The sequence below is a fragment of the Actinomadura sp. NBRC 104425 genome (assembly GCF_030269545.1).
Taxonomy (GTDB): Bacteria; Actinomycetota; Actinomycetes; order Streptosporangiales; family Streptosporangiaceae; genus Spirillospora; species Spirillospora keratinilytica.
In genome coordinates this window covers 34411-55760 of the sequence record NZ_BSTN01000012.1, presented here as the reverse complement: position 1 = coordinate 55760, position 21350 = coordinate 34411, and the positions used below count along the sequence as shown (strand labels likewise).

Annotated in this window: 22 protein-coding genes and 1 pseudogene; 13 read left to right on the top strand and 10 right to left on the bottom strand. The window is 71.9% G+C overall.

Translation table 11 applies throughout. The features are described 5' to 3' along the window. Nucleotides 1–9: 9 nt before the first annotated feature. Entirely contained in the window at nucleotides 10–1404 is a 1395-nt protein-coding gene (locus QSK22_RS19355) for a sensor histidine kinase (RefSeq protein ID WP_285495638.1), read from the top strand. A gap of 24 nt (nucleotides 1405–1428) precedes the next feature. Here QSK22_RS19355 and QSK22_RS19350 read toward each other — a convergent pair whose 3' ends face one another. Continuing rightward, on the bottom strand, nucleotides 1429–1980 hold the full coding sequence (locus tag QSK22_RS19350; RefSeq protein ID WP_285495637.1) for a YceI family protein: 552 nt from the start codon (nucleotides 1978–1980) through the stop codon (nucleotides 1429–1431). Between the two features lie 355 nt (nucleotides 1981–2335). Next, nucleotides 2336–2881, bottom strand: coding sequence for an RNA polymerase sigma factor SigE (sigE, locus tag QSK22_RS19345; RefSeq protein WP_502872332.1), 546 nt, complete (start codon nucleotides 2879–2881; stop codon nucleotides 2336–2338). Between the two features lie 313 nt (nucleotides 2882–3194). On the opposite strand from sigE, the gene QSK22_RS19340 reads away from it, so the two are divergent. Both QSK22_RS19340 and QSK22_RS19335 read left to right on the top strand, forming a co-directional pair. Next, nucleotides 3195–4778: an acyl-CoA synthetase gene (locus tag QSK22_RS19340; protein ID WP_285495636.1), complete on the top strand. Its 1584-nt coding sequence runs from the start codon at nucleotides 3195–3197 to the stop codon at nucleotides 4776–4778. A 164-nt stretch (nucleotides 4779–4942) separates the two neighbouring features. After that, the gene (locus QSK22_RS19335) at nucleotides 4943–6451 is read left to right on the top strand and encodes a serine/threonine-protein kinase (protein WP_285495635.1); all 1509 of its coding nucleotides are present in this window, start codon (nucleotides 4943–4945) and stop codon (nucleotides 6449–6451) included. Between the two features lie 11 nt (nucleotides 6452–6462). Here QSK22_RS19335 and rho read toward each other — a convergent pair. Then, nucleotides 6463–7641, bottom strand: a pseudogene (gene rho / locus QSK22_RS19330) (transcription termination factor Rho); the annotation flags it as partial. 400 nt (nucleotides 7642–8041) lie between these two features. Between rho and QSK22_RS19325 the strand changes: the two are divergent. Continuing rightward, nucleotides 8042–8539 carry an enoyl-CoA hydratase/isomerase family protein gene (locus QSK22_RS19325; RefSeq protein ID WP_285495634.1) on the top strand — a complete coding sequence of 166 codons (498 nt, stop codon included), beginning with the start codon at nucleotides 8042–8044 and terminating at the stop codon, nucleotides 8537–8539. A 12-nt stretch (nucleotides 8540–8551) separates the two neighbouring features. On the opposite strand, the gene QSK22_RS19320 is transcribed toward QSK22_RS19325, so the two are convergent. Together QSK22_RS19320 and QSK22_RS19315 are read right to left on the bottom strand one after the other, a co-directional pair. After that, the gene (locus QSK22_RS19320) at nucleotides 8552–9721 is read right to left on the bottom strand and encodes a site-specific integrase (protein ID WP_285495633.1); all 1170 of its coding nucleotides are present in this window, start codon (nucleotides 9719–9721) and stop codon (nucleotides 8552–8554) included. Nucleotides 9722–9724: 3 nt separating this feature from the next. Further along, nucleotides 9725–10381, bottom strand: coding sequence for a helix-turn-helix domain-containing protein (locus QSK22_RS19315; RefSeq protein WP_285495632.1), 657 nt, complete (start codon nucleotides 10379–10381; stop codon nucleotides 9725–9727). Between the two features lie 104 nt (nucleotides 10382–10485). Here QSK22_RS19315 and QSK22_RS19310 point away from each other — a divergent pair, with 104 nt between their 5' ends. The 7 genes from QSK22_RS19310 (at nucleotide 10486) to QSK22_RS19280 (ending at nucleotide 15335) form a co-directional block, all read left to right on the top strand. After that, nucleotides 10486–10695: a helix-turn-helix transcriptional regulator gene (locus QSK22_RS19310; RefSeq protein ID WP_285495631.1), complete on the top strand. Its 210-nt coding sequence runs from the start codon at nucleotides 10486–10488 to the stop codon at nucleotides 10693–10695. A 71-nt stretch (nucleotides 10696–10766) separates the two neighbouring features. Further along, nucleotides 10767–11522, top strand: coding sequence for a bifunctional DNA primase/polymerase (locus tag QSK22_RS19305; RefSeq protein ID WP_285495630.1), 756 nt, complete (start codon nucleotides 10767–10769; stop codon nucleotides 11520–11522). Beyond that, a complete protein-coding gene (locus tag QSK22_RS19300; RefSeq protein WP_285495629.1) occupies nucleotides 11519–12913 on the top strand; it encodes a DUF3631 domain-containing protein in 1395 nt (464 codons plus the stop codon). The genes QSK22_RS19305 and QSK22_RS19300 overlap by 4 nt, the downstream gene beginning before the upstream one ends. After that, on the top strand, nucleotides 12910–13167 hold the full coding sequence (locus tag QSK22_RS19295) for a hypothetical protein (protein WP_285495628.1): 258 nt from the start codon (nucleotides 12910–12912) through the stop codon (nucleotides 13165–13167). Before QSK22_RS19300 ends, QSK22_RS19295 begins: the two co-directional genes overlap by 4 nt. 228 nt (nucleotides 13168–13395) lie before the next feature. Beyond that, a complete protein-coding gene (locus QSK22_RS19290) occupies nucleotides 13396–14670 on the top strand; it encodes a phage major capsid protein (protein WP_285495627.1) in 1275 nt (424 codons plus the stop codon). A 145-nt stretch (nucleotides 14671–14815) separates the two neighbouring features. Further along, nucleotides 14816–15070, top strand: coding sequence for a hypothetical protein (locus QSK22_RS19285; RefSeq protein WP_285495626.1), 255 nt, complete (start codon nucleotides 14816–14818; stop codon nucleotides 15068–15070). Nucleotides 15071–15125: 55 nt separating this feature from the next. Next, nucleotides 15126–15335, top strand: coding sequence for a hypothetical protein (locus tag QSK22_RS19280; RefSeq protein ID WP_285495625.1), 210 nt, complete (start codon nucleotides 15126–15128; stop codon nucleotides 15333–15335). Between the two features lie 50 nt (nucleotides 15336–15385). Here the strand turns inward: QSK22_RS19280 and QSK22_RS19275 are convergent, their stop codons facing one another. Continuing rightward, on the bottom strand, nucleotides 15386–15655 hold the full coding sequence (locus QSK22_RS19275) for a hypothetical protein (protein WP_285495624.1): 270 nt from the start codon (nucleotides 15653–15655) through the stop codon (nucleotides 15386–15388). Between the two features lie 176 nt (nucleotides 15656–15831). On the opposite strand from QSK22_RS19275, the gene QSK22_RS19270 reads away from it, so the two are divergent. Further along, nucleotides 15832–16086 carry a GntR family transcriptional regulator gene (locus QSK22_RS19270; protein ID WP_285495623.1) on the top strand — a complete coding sequence of 85 codons (255 nt, stop codon included), beginning with the start codon at nucleotides 15832–15834 and terminating at the stop codon, nucleotides 16084–16086. 244 nt (nucleotides 16087–16330) lie between these two features. Here QSK22_RS19270 and QSK22_RS19265 read toward each other — a convergent pair whose 3' ends face one another. After that, on the bottom strand, nucleotides 16331–17437 hold the full coding sequence (locus tag QSK22_RS19265) for a DUF2637 domain-containing protein (RefSeq protein WP_285495622.1): 1107 nt from the start codon (nucleotides 17435–17437) through the stop codon (nucleotides 16331–16333). 319 nt (nucleotides 17438–17756) lie between these two features. On the opposite strand from QSK22_RS19265, the gene QSK22_RS19260 reads away from it, so the two are divergent. Continuing rightward, on the top strand, nucleotides 17757–17981 hold the full coding sequence (locus tag QSK22_RS19260; RefSeq protein WP_285495621.1) for a Clp protease/crotonase-like domain-containing protein: 225 nt from the start codon (nucleotides 17757–17759) through the stop codon (nucleotides 17979–17981). A 175-nt stretch (nucleotides 17982–18156) separates the two neighbouring features. Here the strand turns inward: QSK22_RS19260 and QSK22_RS19255 are convergent, their stop codons facing one another. The 3 genes from QSK22_RS19255 to QSK22_RS19245 form a co-directional block, all read right to left on the bottom strand. After that, on the bottom strand, nucleotides 18157–19050 hold the full coding sequence (locus QSK22_RS19255) for a coiled-coil domain-containing protein (protein WP_285495620.1): 894 nt from the start codon (nucleotides 19048–19050) through the stop codon (nucleotides 18157–18159). A gap of 139 nt (nucleotides 19051–19189) precedes the next feature. Then, nucleotides 19190–19837 carry a LuxR C-terminal-related transcriptional regulator gene (locus QSK22_RS19250; protein ID WP_285495619.1) on the bottom strand — a complete coding sequence of 216 codons (648 nt, stop codon included), beginning with the start codon at nucleotides 19835–19837 and terminating at the stop codon, nucleotides 19190–19192. Nucleotides 19838–19850: 13 nt separating this feature from the next. Then, nucleotides 19851–21221, bottom strand: coding sequence for a sensor histidine kinase (locus tag QSK22_RS19245; RefSeq protein WP_502872335.1), 1371 nt, complete (start codon nucleotides 21219–21221; stop codon nucleotides 19851–19853). Nucleotides 21222–21350 lie beyond the last annotated feature (129 nt).

Genomic DNA, 21350 nt, shown 5'->3' with positions numbered 1-21350 from the left:
GGGAGCTTCATGCGGCTGCGGCCCAGGTCGATTCGGGCACGCGACACGCTCGTCGCCGCCGTGCTGGCCGCCGTGGCGTTCGGACTGGTCGCCGTCGGCATGGACCTGGTGCTGCGCGCCTCCACCGAGAACCGGCTGCTGCAGGAGACCCAGCTGGCCGGGCGCCGCATCAGCGCCATGGTCCGCGACGGGACACTGGTCGGCCAGGTCCCGGACGAGACCGGCGGCCGGGTGCTGATCCAGGTGGTCGCGCCCGGCGGCAACATCCTGGGCGCCACCAAGTCGGCCGCCCGCTACCCGCGGCTGAGCCACACCTGGCCGCCCGCCGACCAGCGCGTCCAGGACATGGTGCAGTGCCCGGACGACCCCCGGCTGCCGCGCTGCATGGTCGTCGAGGCGATCCGGGTGGACACCTCGTTCGAATCGGTGGTGGTGTACGCGGCCCGGCCGCTGCCCGGCTACCTGGTCAACGGGCTGCTGGAGGCGGGGCTCACCGGGGCCGTGCTGGCGCTGACCGCTGCGGCCGCCTGGATCACCTGGCGGATCGTCGGCCGCACCCTGCGCCCGGTCGAGCAGATCCGCCTGCAGCTCGCCGAGATCAGCGCCACCGACCTGAGCCGCCGCGTGCCGCAGCCGTCCGGCGAGGACGAGATCGCCGAACTGGCCCGCACCGCCAACGGCACGCTGGACCGGCTGGAGCGCGCGGTGGCCCGGCAGCGCCAGTTCGCCTCCGACGCCTCGCACGAGCTGCGCACCCCGCTCGCCGGCCTGCGGGCCAACCTGGAGGACGCGGCGATGCACCCCGACGACACCGACATGCGGGAGGCGATCCGGTCGGCGCTGCGCGACATCGACCGGCTCCAGACGATCGTCACCGACCTGCTGCTGCTCGCCCGGATCGGCACCGGCGGCGCCGTCCAGGAGCCCATCGACCTGGCCGAGCTGACCGCCGCCGAGCTGGGGCGGCGCTCCACGCGGCTGGAGGTCACCACCGACCTGGCGCCGGACGTGCGGGTGCGCGGAGTGCGGATGCAGTTGGAGCGGCTGCTGGGCAACCTGCTGGACAACGCCGAGCGCTACGCCGCGTCCCGCGTGCACGTGGAGGTGGCCCGCCGGGGGACGACGGCGCTGCTGCGGGTCACCGACGACGGTTCGGGCATCCCCGACGTCGACCGCGAACGGATCTTCGAGCGGTTCACCCGGCTGGACAGCGCCCGCAGCCGCGGCACCGGCGGCACCGGCCTCGGCCTGGCGATCGCCCGCGAGATCGCCCAGGCGCACGGCGGGTCGCTGCGCGTGGAGGACTGGCCCCGCGGCGCCCGCTTCGCCCTGCTCATGCCGCTGGACCCGCGCCGGCCCTCCGAAACGGAGCCAGGGCCGTCCGCGGAGCGCGGACGGCCCTGAGAAACGTCGCGGCGACGGGCCGCGTCAGGCGCGGACGGCCTGGATCTCCAGCTGGATGTCGACCTTGTCGCCGAGCAGCGCGCCCTCGCCCTTCAGCGGCACGTTGAACTCGATGCCCCAGTCCTTGCGGTTGATCGTGGTGGTGGCGGAGAAGCCGGCGCGGGTGCCGCCCCAGGGGTCCTCGCCGACGCCGTGGAACTCGACCTTCAGGGTGACCGGACGGGTGACGCCGCGGATGGTCAGGTCGCCGTCGAGCAGGTACTCGCCGTCCTCGGCCCGCACGCCCTTGGTGGCGAACGTCATCGTCGGGTGGTTCTCGACGTCCAGCACGTCGGAGGAGCGCACGTGCGCGTCGCGGTCGGCGTTTCGGGTGTCCAGCGAGGCCATCTTGATCTCGGCGGTGGCGGTGGAGTCGGCCAGCTCCTCGGCGATCTGGATGGCGCCGGAGAACTCGGTGAAGCTGCCGCGCACCTTGGTCATCAGGTGCCGGATGCTGAAGGTGACCTCGGAGTGGACGGGGTCGATGTTCCAGGTCCCGGCGGTCAGGCCGGGGGCGACGGTGGCGATGCTGCCCATGGCGGACTCCCTAAATGCTTGAAGATTCAACGACCGTGGCAGACATTAGTTGAGCCTTCAAGCGATGTCAAACGACGCCGGCGCCCCCTGCCGTCATCTCACCCGTGCCCGGCGTGTTCGCGGGAGGCGACATGCACGCCCTGAACCTGGGAGGGGCGGACGCCGGCACCTGCGCACGCTGGGGGCGACCCCTGCGCGGCGACCTCCACAGGGGCTGTCGAAGCTCGCGCGCCTCGTGCCGCGCCACGGGGTCCCCGCGCCCGACACGGCGCCCCTGCGCACGCCCGCCCCTGTGCACGCCTTTCGTATGGCGCGGTCCCCTCTCGCCCGCCGCGCGCCCCTGCCGGGGAACCGGTCAAGAGGAGGTGACGGCGGGGACGGAGGCTTCGGCGGGGCGGCGGTGCTCCAGCGCGGCGCGCAACTGGGCGCGGCCCCGGTGGATCCGGCTGCGGACGGTGCCGATCTTCACGCCCAGGGTGACCGCGATCTCCTCGTACGTCAGGCCCTCGATGTCGCAGAGCACCACGGCGGCGCGGTACTCGGGGGCCAGCGAGTCCAGCGCCTTCTGGATGTCGGCGTCCAGGTGCCGCTCGTCGTAGGACTGGGCGGGGCTCGGCTCGCGGCCCTGCAGCCGCTCGGCCGCGTCGTCGCTGAGCGAGTCGAAGCGGATGCGCTGCCTGCGGCGGGCGCGGTCGAGGAACAGGTTGGTCGTGATGCGGTGCAGCCAGCCCTCGAACGTGCCGGGGGTGTAGGAGGACAGCGACCGGAAGACCCGCACGAACACGTCCTGGGTCAGGTCCTCGGCGTCGTGCCGGTTGCCGGTCAGCCGGTACGCCAGCCGGAACACCCGCGTGGAGTGCTCGTTGACGATCTCCTCCCACGTCGGAGGCGTCCAAGCCATCGCGCCTGCGCTCACCACTACCCCCGTCTGATGCCAAATCGTTACGGTCAAGAATGCCGATGCCCAGATAAGAGCCGCGTAAGGACGCCGGGGGTGGCCGGATGCGGCAGCGCGCGTGCGGGCCCGCTGAACTGGGGCGTTGACGAGGCGGGATGCCGATCGCCGCGGACGCCGGTGTGACGGATCGTACATCCCCCCGCCCTGTGACCGATGTCATTGGACGAGTTGTCAGCAAGTATTGAGCGTCCCGGTGCCGCCAACGATGATCGAAACACAAGGAGCTCGTCCACCCCCGAGTCCGCGAGGTAGTGCCATGGCGCGCAGCTACAACCTGGCCGATCTGCTGGAAATCCTGGCGCAGGCGGGGCCGGACCGCCCGGCCCTGGTGGCGGGGCGGGCCCGCCTGACCTACGGCGAGTTGGACCAGCGGGCGTCCCGCGTCGGCCGGCACCTGGCGGCGGCGGGGGTGCAGCCGGGCGAACACGTGGCGATCCTGTCCTACAACCGGGCCGAATGGCTGGAGAGCATGTTCGGCGCCTTCAAGATCCGGGCCGTGCCGATCCCGGTGAACTACCGGTACGTCGCGGCCGAGCTGCGGCACGTGCTCGCCGACTCCCGGTCCGTCGCGCTGATCGGGGAGCGCTCCCTGCTGGCCCGGGTCGAGGAGATCCGCGCCGACCTGCCCGAGCTGCGGCACGTGGTGGTGCTGGAGGACGGCTCCGCCGACGAGGTGGTCGGCGCCGTGGAGTACGAGAAGGCGCTGGCCGACGCGCCCGACACCGCCTTCCCCGAACGGTCCAGCGACGACCGCTACATCATGTACACGGGCGGCACCACCGGCTACCCCAAGGGCGTCGAGTGGCGCTGCGAGGACATCTTCTTCGGCGCGCTCGGCGGCGGGAACGTCCTGGGCGACCCCGTGGGCAGCCCCGAGGAGCTCGCCGCCAACGCCGAGCAGCCGCCCATGGCCGTGCTGGACTGCGCGCCCGTCATGCACGGCGCCGGGCAGTGGGTGGCGCTCATGGGGCTGTTCAGCGGCGCCAAGACCGTGCTGTACACCGACCGCGCCTTCGACCCGGAGAAGGCGCTGCGGCTGCTGGCCGAGGAGCAGGCCAACGTGCTGATGGTCGTCGGCGACGTGATGGCGCGTCCGGTCGCGCGGGAACTGGCCACCGGTCGCCATGACACCTCCTCGCTGTTCGCGATCGCCTCCGGAGGTGCGCCGCTGACCGAGGCCGCCCGGCAGGAGCTCACCGCGCAGCTGCCGAACATCGTGTTCCTCGACAACTACGGCGCGTCCGAGACCGGCGCGTGCGGGCCGTCGGTCGGGTCCAAGGAAGGCACGGCCCGGTTCCAGATGAAGCCGGACATCACCGTGCTCGGCGACGACCTGCGGCCCGTGCGGCCGGGCCAGGTCGGTCGGCTGGCGCGCAGCGGCCACATCCCGATCGGCTACTACAACGACCCGAAGAAGACGGCGGAGACGTTCCACACCGATCCCGACGGCGTGCGCTGGTCGGTGCCGGGCGACTACGCGGTCCTGGAGGAGGACGGCACCATCACGCTGCTCGGCCGCGGCTCGCTCGTCATCAACACCGGCGGCGAGAAGGTGTACCCGGAGGAGGTCGAGGTCGCGCTGAAGGACCACCCCGACGTGTACGACGCGGTGGTGGTGGGGGTGCCGGACGAGCGGTTCGGGCAGCGGGTGGCGGCGGTGGTCGCGCCGCGTCCGGGCGCCTCGCCCACGCTGGAGGAGCTGGCCGAGCACTGCCGAGGCCGGCTGGCCGGGTACAAGCTGCCGCGCAGCCTCACGCTGGTGGACGAGGTGCGGCGCACCGCGGTCGGCAAATCGGACTACAAGTGGGCGCGGAGCGTACTCGCCGACAAGGCTTCCTAGCCGTTCGAACCGCCGCCTTGTATGTCGCATTTGCGTGGATCGTCCGTTGTAAGGGACGGCAATGATAACGGCAATGGCGGCGGTTCTCCCGGTAGGACACCGGTCAAAAAATCCTTCCGGCGCGGGGGGAATGCCTTGGTGCGGTTCGCGCGCATAACCACCCCATGGGGGGAGATCGGTGGATTCCGCTCGCGCAGCGGTATCACCTGCTCTCGGTGGTGGGCCGGGGCGGCATGGGCACGGTGTGGCGCGCCTACGACGAGATGCTCGACCGGGACGTGGCCGTCAAGGAAGTGCGCCTGCCCGAGGGGCTGACGCTTGGCGAACGCCGCGTGCTGTGCCGGCGGCTCATCGACGAGGCGCGCGCCACGGCGGCACTGCGGCATCCCGGGGTGGTCGTGGTGCACGACGTCGTCATCGAGGACGGCCGCCCCTGGATCATCATGGAGTACCTGCGGGCCCGGTCGCTGCACCACGTCATCGCCGAGGACGGGCCGCTCAGCCCGCGCCGCGCCGCCGAGGTCGGCTACGCCGTGCTGTCGGTGCTGCGCGCCGCGCACGACGCCGGCATCCTGCACTGCGACGTCAAGCCCAGCAACGTGCTGCTGTGCGACGACGGCCGGATCCTGCTCGCCGACTTCGGCCTGGCCGTCTACCTGCACGGGGGCCGCGACGCCGACACGCTGGTGTCGGGCATCCAGGGGTCGCCCGCGTACCTGTCGCCCGAGCGGGTGCGGGGGGACCGCGGCAGCGAGGCGTCGGACATGTGGTCGCTGGGCGCGACGCTGTACGCGGCGGTCGAGGGCGATTCGCCGTTCCTGCGCTGCCACGCGCTGGCGTCCATGGTGGCGGTCCTGCTGGGCGAGTACGAGCCGCCCCGGCGCGCCGGCCCGCTGGCACCCGTCATCGAAGGACTGCTGCGCCAGAACCCGGAGGAACGCCTCTCCCCGGCGGAGACGGCATGGCTGCTGCGATGCGCGCGCAGCCCGGACGCAAACGCGGTGACATTGCGCGTGGGAAGAAACCTGTGGACCGCCCTGCGGGAGGCGTTGGCCGGTTGGAGCGCCGCCGCCGTCATCGGCACCCGGCCGCGCATCGGGCTGGTGACGGCATGTGCGGTCGCGATGGTGACGCTGGGTGTGCTGGCGACCCGGTGGCACACCGTGGAGAAGACCGATGCCGCCGTGATGGCCGGGCACGACACCGCCGCGGTGCGTGCGGCGCCCGTGGCGCCCTTCCGGGGGGCCGCGTCGGCCGTGACCCCGCCACGCACCGTCCGCTACCACGAGAGCGACGGATACAGCCTCGCGGTGCCCAAAGACTGGAAACGCCAACGCAATGGGGCCGCCGTGCAGTGGACCGACCCTCTCGCCCAGCGCGGCCTGAGCATCACCCCCGTTTCCGGGGAGCCGCTCAGCGGTCTGCGTGCCGCGGAGCACCTCGCCCTGGCGGCGGACGAGTTCCCCGGCTACCGCAGGCTTCGCCTGGAAAAGGCGCGTGACGTCGCAGGGCACGCCGCGGAATGGGAGTTCACCTGGGGGAAGACGGCCGCGATGCACGTGCTGCGCACCCGCACGGCCGGTTTCGAGTTCTCCTTCTTCGCCCCCGCCTCGCACTGGGCGCCGAGCCGGCGCCTCTACGGAGACATCCTCGCAACGTTCCAGACGGAGTGAACGCCCGCGCTTCAGGCGGCGTCGGCCTGCTGCCGCATGCGCAGCAGGAACTCGGCGTTGGACGAGGTGCCCTTCATCCGCTCCATGAGCACCTCGACGGCCTGCTGCCGGTCGAGCCCCTGCAACGCCCGCCGCAGCCGCCACGACAGCTCCAGCTCCTCGGGGGACATCAGCAGCTCCTCGCGCCGCGTACCGGACGCCTCCACGTCCACGGCGGGGAACACGCGCTTGTCGGCCAGGCCCCGGTCCAGCTTGAGCTCCATGTTGCCGGTGCCCTTGTACTCCTCGAAGAACACCTCGTCCATACGGGAGCCGGTCTCGACCAGCGCGGTCGCCAGGATCGTCAGGGAACCGCCGTTCTCGATGTTGCGCGCGGCCCCGAAGAACTTCTTGGGCGGGTACAGGGCGCTCGTCGCCACACCGCCCGCCAGAACGCGCCCGTTGGACGGGGCCAGCAGGTTGTAGGCGCGTCCCAGGCGCGTGATGGAGTCCAGCATCACCACCACGTCCAGGCCCTGCTCGACGAGCCGCTTGGCCCGCTCGACGGCCAGTTCGGCCAGGGCCACATGCTCCTCGACGGGGCTGTCGAACGTGGAGTGCAGTACCTCGCCGCGGACGGACCGCCGCATGTCGGTGACCTCTTCGGGCCGCTCGTCGATCAGCAGCACCATCAGATGGCACTCGGGGTTGTTGGCGGAGATGGCGTGCGCGAGCGCCTGCAGGATCATCGTCTTGCCGACCTTGGGCGGCGACACGATGAGGCCGCGCTGCCCCTTGCCGATCGGCGCGACCAGGTCGATGACGCGGGTGGCCATGGCGCCGGTGTCCAGGCGCAGCCGCTCGTTCGGGAACAGCGGCGTCAGCTCGGCGAACTTGGGACGCCGCGCTGCCTCCCGGGGGGACAGGCCGTTGACGGTGTGCACCTCCACCAGGGTCGGGTGCTTGTCGCGGCCCTCCTGCCGGAGCGGCCGCGCCGTGCCGGACACGATGTCGCCGGGGCGCAGGTGGTGGGCCTTGACCTGCGCGAGCTGGACGTGCACGTCGCCGGGGCCGGGCGTGTAGCCGGCGACCCGCACGAACGCGTGCTTGTCGCGCACGTCCAGAACGCCCTGGAACGGGACGCTCGGCTGATTTTCGGTCTGCCGGGGGACGCGGGTCCGCCTCGCCGCACGGGAGGTCGGACGCCGTTCGGCGGCAGACGTGCTTTCGGAAGTGAGGGTTGCGGTAGCGGGCATGAAATTCCCTTCTGGGTGCATGTCGGCGCACAGGCCGCGTCACCCGGAGACGGCTCCCGTCATCTCGGTCCTACGCATCTTCGGGAGCGCAAGGAGGAACCGACCCGTCAGATCGGGCCGTTCGACGCGAACACCGGACACTCAGATGGCCCGGGCGGGGAAAATAGCTGGGTGGCCGCCGGTCGAACTCCGGGCGGAAATGCACGTCGTCTCCTCCATTAAAACACACGCCGTCCCACCAGCATTCCCTGCGAGCGGGCGGGATGTCTCGCCCACAGCGAGACGGCTCGTCCCGGAGGCGGCGCCGGCCACCGGGATCCGTACGATTGCCCGGGGTCGACACGGAAGGTGAGGGATGGGACTGCGGTATGCCGTCGACGCCGCCGCGGGCGTCGGCACGATCATCATCGACCGTCCGGACAAGCGCAACGCCATGACGCGCGCCATGTGGCTGGAGCTGCCCCGCCTGCTGGACGAGCCGGCCGCCGACCCGGCCGTGCGCGCCGTCGTGGTCACCGGCGCGGGCGGCGACTTCTGCGCGGGCGCCGACATCTCCGAGCTGACCGACGCCCGGCACCGCGGCCACCCGTCCACGGTGGCCGAAACGGCGCTGGCCGCCTTCCCCAAACCCACGATCGCCGCGATCGAGGGCTTCTGCGTCGGCGGCGGCTGCCAGCTCGCCGCCGCCTGCGACCTGCGCTTCGCCGCCTCGTCCGCCAGGTTCGGCATCACCCCGGCCCGGCTCGGCCTGGTCTACCCGGCCTCGGCCACCGCCCGCCTCGTCCGTCTGATCGGCCCGTCCGCCGCCAAATACCTTCTCTACTCGGCGCGGCATGTCCCGCAGGCCGCCTGACCTCGCGCTTCATCACCGCGCCCCCGCCTGGTTCCGTCTCTGTTCCGCGCGCTCGACGAGGACCGCCTCGACGGCCGCCCTCGTCGACTCGTCCCGGTCGGGCCACAAGTGCGCGTAGGTGTCGAGCGTGGTCTTGGCCGACGCGTGCCGTAGCCGAGCCTGGACGGTCTTCACGTCGGCGCCGGACGCGATCAGCAGCGACGCGTAGTAGTGCCGTAGGTCGTGGTACCGGAACCCGTCCGGGAGCCCCGCTACCTTGTCGCGCGCCGCAGCGAACGCGTCATTGAGCGTCCGGGGCGCGAGCTGACCGCCGCGTGCGCTCGTCAGGATCGTCGCGGCCGGGTACGCGGCCACCTGCGCCGACAGATGCTCGGCGAGCAGGCGCGGTATGGGGATGGGCGTCCGGGCCGCCTCCGTCTTGAGTTCGTCGGCCGGGTACTGGACGGCCGGGGAGATCACGCCCCGCAGGAAGTCGACATCGGCGACCCGCAGGCCGCACGCCTCGGCCGCCCGCAGGCCGGCGAACGCGGCGAGGAGGATGGCCACCCGGTACCGCTCCCCCATCGCGTCATAGAGCGCCCACACCTGCGCCGTGGTGGCGACGTACGGCCGTTGCTTCCCGGCGCCCGGGGACGTCCGCCGGGAGCATGGGGACCGCACGAGTAGCCCGTCGTGAACGGCGTCGCCCATGATCTGCGACAGCCGCGCGTGCAGGGCGTACACGTAGGAGTCCGCCGCGCCCTCGTCCTTGAGCCGGGCGCACCATGACCGCACGTGGGACGGCCGGACGGCCGACAGCGGCAGATCGCCGAACTCGGCGGTGATCTGTGCGATGTGGACTTCGGCCTGGCGGACGGTGGACGCCCGCCGGGTGCGGTACCCGGCGAGCCACGTGGCGCACCACTCCCTCACCGTCATCCGCGCCGACCTGGGGTCGATGTAGGCCCCGCGGCGGGCGTCGCTCTCCTGGTCGTCGGCGTACCGCTTGGCGTGCGCTTTGACCGCGAACGCCTTCGTGCGCTCCCGGCCGGACGGGTCGAGCCAGACCGCGAGCCAGCGTTTGGCGTCCTTGCTGCCGCCGTTGTCCGGGTGCCGCTTCGTCTTGACCTTGATCTTCCGCTTGCCCTCGGGGTCGTCCGGGTCCGTGACCTCGGAGAACCAGAGATCCCTAACCCTGGCCACCGCTCAGCCCTGCTCGCCGTCGCCGGGAAGCTCCACAGCCCGGATGCCATCCGGGTGCCGCGTCCAGCGGCGTCGGATCATCATGCGGGCATACCCGGCGTTGATCGCCGGGACGTCGCTGCCGGCCTCGAGCATCGCGTCCAAGATCCCGGCCAGCTCTTGAAGGTGGCGATCCCGCTCCTGCAAGTACTCGTCTGCCTCTTGCTCCTCGCCGTCCTTGCGCGCAAGCCGCGCGCTTCGGTCGGCTTGGTTGGCACGTTGTTCGGCGTCATAGGCCGCCCGGTGCCAGCGCGCCCGGACAACGCTCCGTTCGAACCGCACCGTGGGCAGGCCCTCGGCCGGACGCTCGCCAGCGAGCCACAGCACGAGGCGCCGGGGGTCGATGGACAGTTCGGGGGTCACGGCCAGTTCGTCGCCAGGGTCGGGCATCAGCAGCGTCACCGGTGACGTGTCGAGCGCGTGGGCGAGCACGAGCAGCTCCTCGACCGTGACCATGGCCCGGCGCCCGGTCTCCAAGTTCGCGATCGCCTGACGTTTCAGGCTCGGCATCCCGAGCTCGGCGCACCGGTCGGCCAGCGCTTGCGCGCTCATCCCGCCTCGCCGTTCCCGCAGCTCGCGCACCCGCTTGCTGATCACCGCCGTGGGCGTGACTTGTTCCATGGATGCACAGCTTAGGCGACTGGTTGACAAACGGCCACCGCTGTTGGGAATCTTTCAGCGTCGATCTCTCGCACTAACTGTGCATGAGATGAACAAGGAGAGCTATGCCCGAGACGTACCTCACCCCGAAGGACCTCGCCGAGCGGTACGGCGTGCCGCTCAAGACTGTCTACGCGTGGAACAGCGGGGGGGCCGGCCCCCGGTACATGAAGATCGGACGCCACGTCCGCTACCGGCTCGCCGACGTCATCGCGTGGGAGAACGAGCGCTACGCCGAGACCGGTTACGCCGAGAACGGTGGGGGCGCCGCATGACGACCGGCAACGGAAACGCCCCCAGCGTGCGGGCTGGGGGCGCACACGACGAGCACGGCGGTGCCTACGTCATGTCGAGTGTACGTGTGCGCGCCGCACTCGACTACGCCGCACGAGGATGGCCGGTGTTCCCCTGCAAGCCGGGCAGCAAGGAACCGGCGACCGCGCACGGGTTCCACGACGCCACCACCGACCCGGAGGTGATCCGGTGGTGGTGGCAGCGGATACCCGCTGCCAACGTCGCGATCGCCACCGGCGCCCCGGCCGTCGACGTCCTTGACGTCGACGTGAAGGCCGGCGGCACCGGGTACGCCGCGTTCAACCGGCTCAAGCGCGCCGGGATGCTCGCGGGCGCGCTGGCACTCGTCCAGACGCCGTCCGGCGGGCTGCACACCTACTTCGCGGGGACCGGGCAGAGGTGCGGCGCGCTCAAGCGCCACTTCCTGGACTTCAAGGCCACCGGCGGCTACGTCCTCGCCCCGCCCTCGACCGTGGGCGGCCGGGCGTACGAACTGCTCGACCGGCGCGACGCGTCCGGCGTCCTCGACTGGCCGAGCGTCACCCGGCTGCTCGACCCGCCGCGCCCGGCCGCACCCCGACCCCGCCGCCGTAGCGGCGACATCGCGCGACTAGCCGCCTGGATGGCCCGGCAGCCGGAAGGCAACCGGAACAGCGCCCTGTTCTGGGCCGCGTGCCGCGCCGCCGAGGAGGGGCAGCAGCACGCCCTTGATGAGCTGGTGAACGCCGCCGTGCACGCGGGCCTGGACGAGCGGGAGGCGCGCCGCACCGTCCAGTCGGCGCAGCGACGCATCGGGGGTGCGGCGTGAACCTGAACGACCTAGACGCCCCGCTCAAGCTCAACGGCGCGCAGCTGCTCGATGAACTGCGCGCAGCGTTCGTCCGGTACGTCATCCTCCCGTCCGACGAGGCATACGACGCGGTCACGCTGTGGACCGCCGCCACGCACGCACAACCCGCGTGGCAGCACGCCACCCGGCTAGTGATCACCGCGCCGGAAAAGCGGTGCGGCAAGTCCAGGTTGATGGACGTCATCACCGAGACGTGCCACGACCCGCTGATAACGGTGAACATCAGCCCGGCCGCGCTGGTCCGGTCGATTGACGACGACCCGCCGACACTGCTGCTAGACGAGGCCGACACCGTGTTCGGCAAGAAGGCCGCCGACGCCCACGAGGACCTGCGCGGGCTGATCAACGCCGGGCACCAGCGGGGCCGCCCGTACGTCCGGTGGGACGCCACACTGCGGCAGCCCGAGCACTGCCCCACGTTCGCCATGGCGGCCCTGGCCGGTATCGGATCGCTGCCCGACACAATCGAGGACCGGGCCGTCATCGTGAAGATGCGTCGTCGCGCGCCCGGTGAGCGCGTCCGGCCGTTCCGGACGCGCCGGGACGCCCCGGCCCTGCACGACCTGCGCGACCGCATCACCGCGTGGATACGGGGCCGCCTGGACGCGCTCACCGACGCCGAGCCCGACATGCCAGTGGAGGACCGGGCGGCTGACAACTGGGAGCCGCTCATCGCCGTCGCCGACGAGGCCGGCGGTGACTGGCCCGAGCGGGCGAGGAAGGCATGCAAGACGTTGACCGGGCAGGCCGAGGAAGACACCTCGGTCGGTGTGCGGCTCCTGGCCGACCTGCGCGAGGTGTTCGGCGACGCCGAAGCGCTGCACGTGGGCACGATCCTCAACGCGCTCCACAAGCTCGACGAATCGCCGTGGGCCGACTGGTACGGGCGCCCGTTCACCCCCCGCGACCTGGCCAAGATGCTCAAGCCCTACGGGGTCTCATCCAGGAAGGTGAAGATCAACGGCGTGGCGTTGCAGGGGTACCGGCGGGAGCACCTGCACGACGCATGGAGCCGCTACCTGCCGCCGCGTGACGACTCGCCAGACGGCCCCGGCGCTACGCAGAGTGACACCGACCCGCCGGGCCAGGAGGGAACTGGAACCTCCGGAACCTCCGGAACCTCGCAGGTCAACGGGGGTGCCACCGGTTCCGGTTCCGGATACGCAAACGGAACCGGAACCGGGGACCCCCACTCTGACCAGGGAAGTTCCGGAGGTTCCGGAGGTTCCGGATACCCCCCGCCCGGCGGGGAGTGCGCGGTGCCCGGTTGCACACAGTCACCGCGCCGGGCCTGCTGGACGTGCGCCGACCACATGACCCGCGAGCAGGACTACGGGAGCGCCGCGTGACCGAGGGAAACCTGTTCGACCGGCCTGTCGCCGAGTGGACCGACACCGAGATCGCCGTCGGCCTGGCCGTGCTCGGCTGCGAGATCGAAAAGGCCAAGGCGGCCGGTGACACCGCGCTCGCCGGCGTGTGGACCGCGTTGGCGATCGTGCTCGCCGAGCATCGGGACGCGCGGCGGGCGCTCGCACGGGCCGTCGACAGCGCCATGAGCCCCGTGCGGGTGCTGTGGGCTGACCTGCCAGACGACCCCGCGTAACCGCCTATGCTGGTGTCGTACGCGTTCATGGTCTGTTCCTTGCCGCGCCCGGCGGGCAGGGCGAACCCCACCCGCCCGGGCGTGACACGTGGAAGCGAACGAACGGCCGCTGGCAGCGCGCACCGCACCGGCCGTAGGAGCGGAAGCTCGGCCGCCGTGACCCTCCCGTCGAAGTGACGCATCCGCGCACACACGCATGCCTAAGAACGGGAGATACGGAGATACATCGTGATCATCACCAGCACCTACGAACGGCTGCTCCTCGACCAGCGTCAACGCCTCTGGGAGCAGATGAAGGCGCTGGCGGACCGCGCCAGCGCCGAGAGACGGGACCTGACCGCCGAGGAAGATCAGACGTGGGGCCGCCTGAGCCGCGACATGGACGACATCGACGAGCGGCTTCAGGCCGAGCAGCGGCGTGCCATGCGCGACCGCGACTCACAGGAGACCATCGCACGCATCCAGGGCCAGCCCGCCACGCGCGGTGTCCCCAGCCTCGCCGACGCGGGCCTAGTCGAGGAGTTCCGCCACCGGATCCGCACCCGCAGCCGTGAGCCCATCGACATCCGCTGGGACAGCCCGCGGTCCGGGTATCAGCCCGGCATCGAGCGGCGCGACCTGCTCACCACCACCGGCAGCGGCCTGACCGGGACAACGTTCTACGGCACGCTGCTGGAGCACATGGTCGAGGGGTCGGCCATCCTCGCCGCAGGCGCGACCCTGATCACCACTGGCACCGGCGAGCGGCTGGCCGTGCCCCGCACCACCGCCATGAGCACGGCATCGATCGTCGCCGAGGGCGCCCAGATCCCCGAGTCGGATCCGACCCTGGGGTCGGTGGTTCTGGAAGCCTACAAGTACGGGTTCACCGTTCAGATATCCAACGAGCTGGCCAACGATGCCACGTTCGACCTGCTCGGCTACCTGGCGCGCGAGGCTGGGACCGCCATCGCCAACGGGGCCGGCGCGCACTTCGTCGCCGGTACCGGCACCGGCCAGCCCAACGGCGTCGTCGGCGCGGCCACGACCGGCAAGACCGGCGCCACCGGTGTCAACGGCGCGTTCACCGCCGAGGACCTGATCGATCTGTACCACTCCGTCGCCGAGCCCTACGCGCGCTCGTCGGCCGCCGCATGGCTGATGAACAACAGCACGCTCGGTGCCGTGCGAAAGCTGCGCGACGACTCCGGAGGGACGGCGGGTACCGGCGGGTTCCTGTTCGACATCACGCCCCCGCCCGGGTCCGGAGCCGTGGGCACCCTGCTCGGCCGGCCCGTGTACGTGGACCCCAACGTCCCCGCTGTCGCTCCCGGTGCCAAGGCGATCCTGTTCGGCGACTTCTCCCGCTACTGGGTCCGGCAGGTCGGCGCTGTGCGCTTCGAGCGCAGCGACGATTACGCCTTCGACCGGGACTTGGTGACCTTCCGGGCACTGTGGCGTGCCGACGGCGACCTGATCGACACAACCGGCGCGGTCAAAGCGTTCGTCGGCGGCGCGTCCTGAGACCCGGGCTCGGGGCGCCGCAGTGCCGATGGAACGTGCGACGCCCCGAGCCCGACCAGCGTCGCGATTCTTTGAATCGGGAGGCCGCGACCCTGGCTCGCACTCAGCTTTCTCTCTCTGCGCTCGGCAAAAACGAGGAGGACCGGTGATCAGGGCTGCCGTTGACCGGCTGATCGGCACGCTCGGCGAGCTGGACGCCGAGCAGGTGGTGTATGCGGCGACGGCGCGGCGCTTGGCAGACCTGCTTGACGGCGATGACGCGCCCGGGTATGCAATGCCGCCGCTGGCGCGTGAGCTGCGGGCAGCAGTGGCCGCGCTCACGGAGGGGCGGAGAGCTGATCAGGGCGTCTCTGAGAACGATCTAGACCGTTTGTTCGTGGGGGCGTCGGATGAGCGCTGAGAGGCGCGTACGGGCGCGCGTGGCGCGTCTGGTGTGGCCGTCCAACCCTCACAGCGTGTCGCTCGCTCAGACGGCCGTCGGGCTGGCGTGTCTGATGGACGCGGGGGTTCCGGCGGAGCTGCTGCCGAGCACGCTGAGGGTGACCATGAGCCACTTGAGCGAGTGCGGCCGGGAGCCTGACGCGCTGGACCGGATCCGCGCGGACTACTGCCGTAAGGTGTTGGAGGTGTTCCGGCAGCAGGCGGGGCGGGCCGTCTGTGCATGACCCGCCCCACCGTCTGGTATCGCGGCCCTTGTGAGTCCCGTTACCGGGGTCTATGTGGTCGCCTCGTCGTCGGCGCGGCGTTTGAGATCGGCCTCGACCATGCCGCGGGCCAGCTCCTCGGCCGCGGCGACGATGGTCGCCTTGATGCGCTCGGCGGTGACCGCGAGCTCCAGCTCCCCGAAGGTGCTGGCGCCGACGAGCAGGCGGCATCCGTACTCGAGCTGATAGCGGGACAGGCCGCCGCGTCGCCGGGCCAGCCACCGGCCGTCGTCGTCGCAGGACACGTCCCACTCCGGTAGCTCAGGCAGTCCGTCTGCCATGTCGTCCTCCCATCGGTGCCGGCGGCGCGCGGGCCCCCGCCATGGAGATGCCTAGGACCTGCCAGAGGACGGGCAGCCCGCGCGCCGTGATGGCGAGACTACGTCACTTAGCAGCGCCTGTCAGCACGTAGCAGCACCTAATAAGCATTGACGCAGGTCAACTACTGTTTTTGATCGTGGGGATTGAGCTGGACGCGCCCGAGCCGCTGTACGCGCAACTCGCAGCGGTGATCCGGCAGCGCATCCAGGACGGCACGTACGCCCGGCGCATCCCGTCCGGACCCGCGCTCGCCGACGAGTTCGACCTGTCCATACCGACGGTTCAGCGGGCGCTCGGACTGCTCAAGGACGAGGGACTGATTGTCTCCGTGAAGGGTCGCGGGACGTTCGTGAAGCCCCAGCCGGGCGACCAGGCCGAGGACGGCGAGTAGGCCGGCCGTCTCTGCCGTGACGCTCAGCTCAATACCCTCCCGCAGGGTATTGCCTCTGAGCTCGCGGCCTGCACCGGTGCCCACTGTCTGCCTGCTCGACCAGGCGATGGGGCGTAAGGAGAGGGCGGACAAGATCACCGCTAATGATGACAATGTACACAATGAGAATGATCATGAGAGGCCGTCCGGCAATAGCAGAGAGCCCGCCCCCGGCATCGACCGGGTGGCGGGCTCTCCTTATGCGTCACGCGGTCGCGAGCACGCTCTCAAGGCCGGTCGCGCTCTCGCGACCGGACACGCCCCCCTCGGGGGTGCTCTCGCGAGCGGTCGCGACCGGCTCACGAGCGCTCTCGCGAGCGCTCTCGGCCTCCAGGGCGGCACGGACGCGAACGGCCCTCGGATGCCCGACCCGCAGCTCCCGGCGCAGCGCCCGGACCGAGGGCAGACCACCGGTCGCGAGCACCTCGGCGAACCGGTCCCGGGCGGTCGCGAGCACCTCGGCGAGATCATCCGGCCCCGCGACCGCGGTCGCGACCGGTGCGGGGTCGGTCTCGCGGGTGGTCGCGACCGGTGCGGGGTCGGTCTCGCGGGTGGTCGCGACCGGTGCGGGGTCGGCCTCGCGGGTGGTCGCGACCGGTGCGGGGTCGGCCTCGCGGGTGGTCGCGACCGGTGCGGGGTCGGCCTCGCGGGTGGTCGCGACCGGTGCGGGGTCGGCCTCGCGGGTGGTCGCGACCGGTGCGGGAGCGGTCCCGGTGGTCGCGGGCGGCTCGGGACCGGTCTCGCGGGTGGTCGCGACCGGTCCGGGAGCGGTCCCGGTGGTCGCGACCGGTGCGGGGTCGGTCTCGCGGGTGGTCGCGACCGCCGGGAGCACGTCCCACCACTCCATGCCCACTGGGCCGTCGGGCCACGGCTCGGGCTCGACCGCCTCCGCCTCTGCCGGCATCGCCATCGCCTCGGCGGGCCGGATGCCCTGCCGGGCCCTGATGAGCCCCATGAGCAGTTCGACGGTGAGGACGAGGGTCACAGCGGGCCACGCGGCCACCAGGGCGCCCACGACGCCGTGAGCCAGCCCGTGGGCCAGGTTCGCCGCGATGGTCGCCATGATGCCGAGCGCGAGCGCCAGGCGCGCCAGAGCGGGCGCCGGCACGCCTCGGCGGGCCGAGTCGAGCAGCACGAGGCCGGCGACGAGGAGCAGCCCGTCGGCGGTCACGGGGACGAGCAGGGCGGTCGTGCCGGTCTCGCCATGCTGGACGGCGAGCGTGTAGACGTGCCGGTAGGAGACCACGGCCGCGATGGCGGCGACCGTGACCACGACGAGCGCGGCGGTCGCTCGGATGAGATGATCGGACATAGTCAGCACTCCGTTCGCTGATCAGGCCCCGGCCGGCGGTGAGGGCGCTTGGTCGGGGCCGTTTCATGTCTGGCGCGGGGGGCGTGCCCGCGCGGCGGACCGCGCGCCCTCAGTTCCGTCTCAGTTCCGCTAGAGGTCTGGGAAAGGCGGGAAACGGTCGGAGGCGGTCGGAGTAGAAAAGCCTGGTCAGACGGCATACCGGCCGCCCGGCCCCTGGGCAGAGACCCGGGGTGGATAGTTCCTTCTCTACTCGGCGGACCTGGTCGACGCCGCCCACGCCCTGCGCATCGGCTTCGTCAACGAGGTCGTCGCGGGCGACGTGCACGCCCGCGTGGCCGAGTTCGCCGCCACTCTGGCGTCCCGCTCCCTGCTCACCCAGCACGCCGCCAAGCAGATCGTCGACGCCGCAGCCGTCGGCGAACCCATCGACGACCTGACGCGGACCTGGCAGGCGGAGGCCGCCGCCTCCGGCGAAGCGGACGAGGGCGTCACCGCCTTCCTCGACAACCGCTCACCTCACTTCACCTGGACCCCCACCCCCTGAGCACACGGCCACGGGCGCGCAGCGGCCGGCACATGGCCTGGGCCGCCTTCCGCGGCGCGGCTCCAGCGACGGTTTGAGCGCATCGGCAGGCGTGACGGTCATCCCGAAGTTCCTCCGGCGCGGTGGGGGCTCGCCCTTCCGTCTAGGCGGCCGGTGGCCGGTTCGCTGCGTCGTGTCAGGGGGCGGGCAGGCGGCAGAAGCGGCCCTGCGGGAGTTTCCGCAGTTGGGCGGCCGCCTCGGGAAGGTCGTGCAGCGTGTCGACGACCATGCCGTGCCGCAGCTCGGCCAGCGAGAGCACACCGCACAGCAGGCCGTCCCGGTCCCGCACGACGACCAGCGGCCCCAACTGCACACCCCCGGACTCCGCCGAGCCCAGGCAGGCCAGCAACCGCCGGGCGGTCTCAAGGAGCGGCTCTAGGGCATGCGGGCTTTCGTCCTCTGCGCCGTGGTCGCGGCCATGGCGCCGCGCGGCCTCGTCGCGGAGCGTGTTGAGGAGATCGAAGAAGTCGCGTTCCAGGGCGCGGGGGCTGCGGCCTGACAGGTAGTAGCGGGCGCCGTCGTCCAGCGGAGACCGCAGCTCGACGCCCAGGCCGAGGTGGCGGGCGAACCGCTCGTAGGTGTCGGCGAGGTCGGGGAGCGACGGGATGACGGTGCCCGCGACGGTGTCCACCGGGTCGGCGCCGAGGGAGGCGGCCACCGCCTGGTCGAGGCGGGCCACCAGGTGGCCGCGCAGGCGGGCGACCTCGCCCGCGAGCCGGTCGACGGTCTCGCGCTGCTCGGTCAGGCGGGCGGTGACCTCGGGCAGCACGCGCTCGTTGATCTGCGCGATGAGGGAGCGGATGCGCGCATCGGCGTCCTGCAGCGCCCGGTCGTGCGACGCATGGCCGTCGGCGAGCCGGTCCAGGTCGGTGCGCAGGCGCGTCAGGTCGTCGCGGGTGCGCCCCAGCGCCGACAGCCGGGTGCGGATGTCGGCGAGCTCGGGTGCGGACGACGGACGCCTGCGTTCAAAGGCCAGGTACAGTTCGAGGCCGGCGATCGCCAGGCAGAGCAGGACGAGAATCGCGGTCATGGCGGCCCCCCAAAGGGCTTTGCTCGCCTGAAAGATAGTGCACCGTCTGTCGGCCGCGACAGCCCGAAACCGCGTCGAGGCCGGTCTGCCTGCCAGAATTTACGGTCCTGGCCGCTTGGACGGACGCGCCCGACGAGGGTCAGCGGCCGTCGAGGTAGGCGAGGACGGCCAGGACGCGGCGGTTGTCGTCGTCGGACACCGCCAGGCCGAGCTTGCCGAAGATGTTGGCGGTGTGCTTGGCGACCGCGCGTTCGGTGATGACGAGCCGCTGGGCGATCGCGGCGTTGGAGCGGCCCTGCGCCATCAGCTCCAGCACCTCCAGCTCGCGGGGCGTCAGCCGGGCCAGCGGGTCGTCGTCGGCGCCGCGGGCGACCAGCCGCGCGATGACCTCCGGGTCCATCGCGGTGCCGCCGGCCGCCACCCGCCGCACCGCGTCGACGAACTGGGCCGCGTCGAACACCCGGTCCTTCAGCAGGTAGCCGACGCCGCCCGTCCCGTCGGACAGCAGTTCGCGCGCGTACAGCCGCTCCACGTACTGCGACAGGACGAGCACCGGCAGGCCGGGGATGCGGCGGCGGGCCTCCAGCGCGACCCGCAGCCCCTCGTCGGTGAAGGACGGCGGGAGCCGCACGTCCACCACGGCCACGTCGGGCCGGTGCTCCAGCAGCGCTTTGAGCAGCGACGGTCCGTTGTCGACCGCGGCGGCGATCTCCAGGCCGCCGGCCTCCAGCAGGCTGACCAGGCCCTCCCGCAGCAGGGCCTGGTCTTCGGCGAGCACGACCCGCATCAGCGGGCCGCGGTCACGTCAGCGTGCACGGCAGCTCCATCGTCACGATCGTCGGGCCGCCCGCGGGCGAGCTGAGGGCGAGGACGCCGTCGAATGTACCGAGTCGGCGCTCGATGCCGCGCAGTCCCGAGCCGTTCTCCGGGGACGCCCCGCCCCGCCCGTCGTCGGTGATCGTGATGCGCAGCATGCCGCCGTCGTGCCGCATGTCCAGCCAGACCCGGCGGGCACCCGAGTGCTTGACCGCGTTGGCGAGGACCTCCGAGACGGCGAAGTACGCGGCCGACTCCACCGGCGGTTCGGGACGTCCCGCCAGCTCGATGTCGGTCTCCACCTTCAGCGGCAGGTCCAGCGCGAGGGCGCGCACCGCGTCGGCCAGGCCCCGGTCGGCCAGCACCGGCGGGTGGATGCCGCGCACCAGGTCGCGCAGCTCGCGCAGCGCCGTCGCCGACGCCTCGCGCGCCTCGGCCAGGCCCCGGTCGGCCAGCACCGGCGGGTGGATGCCGCGCACCAGGTCGCGCAGCTCGCGCAGCGCCGTCGCCGACGCCTCGCGCGCCTCGGCCAGCAGGACGCGGGCCTTCTCCGGGTCCTTGTCGAGCAGGTGCTCGATCGCGCCGAGGCTCATGCCCATGGCGACGAGCCGGGCCTGCGCGCCGTCGTGCAGGTCGCGTTCGATGCGGCGCAGCTCGGCGGCGGAGGCGTCCACGGCGTCCGACCGCGTCTCGGTGAGGTGCTGGACACGCAGCTTCAGCCGCGACGCCTCGGTGGGGCCGAGCAGCACCCGTCCCCACCGCCCGTAGACGTTGAGCAGCTTCGGCCCGCTCAGGAAGCCGGCGACGATGAGAACCGTGCCGAGGACCGCGGTGGCCGGCTCCCCGGAGGCGTCGAGAGCGCGCGGGCCACCGATCTGGATGAAGCCGTACCAATCCTGGCCGCCGTGGACGGTGATGACGTCGGCCATGCCCCCGGCGAGCAGCCAGCCCCACACCCCGTACAGGATGAGCAGGGCGGGAAGCGCCGCTGTGAACGCCCCCACGAGCGGGTCGGCGGCCAGCCACAGCAGGTCGCGCCACGTGGCCGGATCGGACACCAGCCACCTGAGCCGGTGCAGCACACCCGTGAGGCCGCGCTCCGGTTCGGGCGCGGGCAGGTAGGGGCGCTCGATCCGGGTGTCCGTCCACTTGTTGATCTCTCTGCGGTAGACATCGGCCAGCGACCGCGCCAGGACCAGCACCGGCGCCAGCAGCAGCACTCCGACGCCCACGGGCGCCAGCGTCAACGCGCTGTTGAGCGCCACCAGCAGCAGTACGCCGGGCACCCACAGCAGCCATGTCCACAGTCCGCGCCAGGGCGCCATGGCCCGCTCGACCCACCAGGTGCGTCGCATCACTTCGCCGTCCACCGGAACCCCTTTGCATCGCCCGTATGCCTCAAGTGTCCGGCAGGACGGCCGTCGGCACAGTGTCGCGGAGCTCCGAACAGGGGGTGTACCTAGGTGCACCGTTGCGCGCCGCAG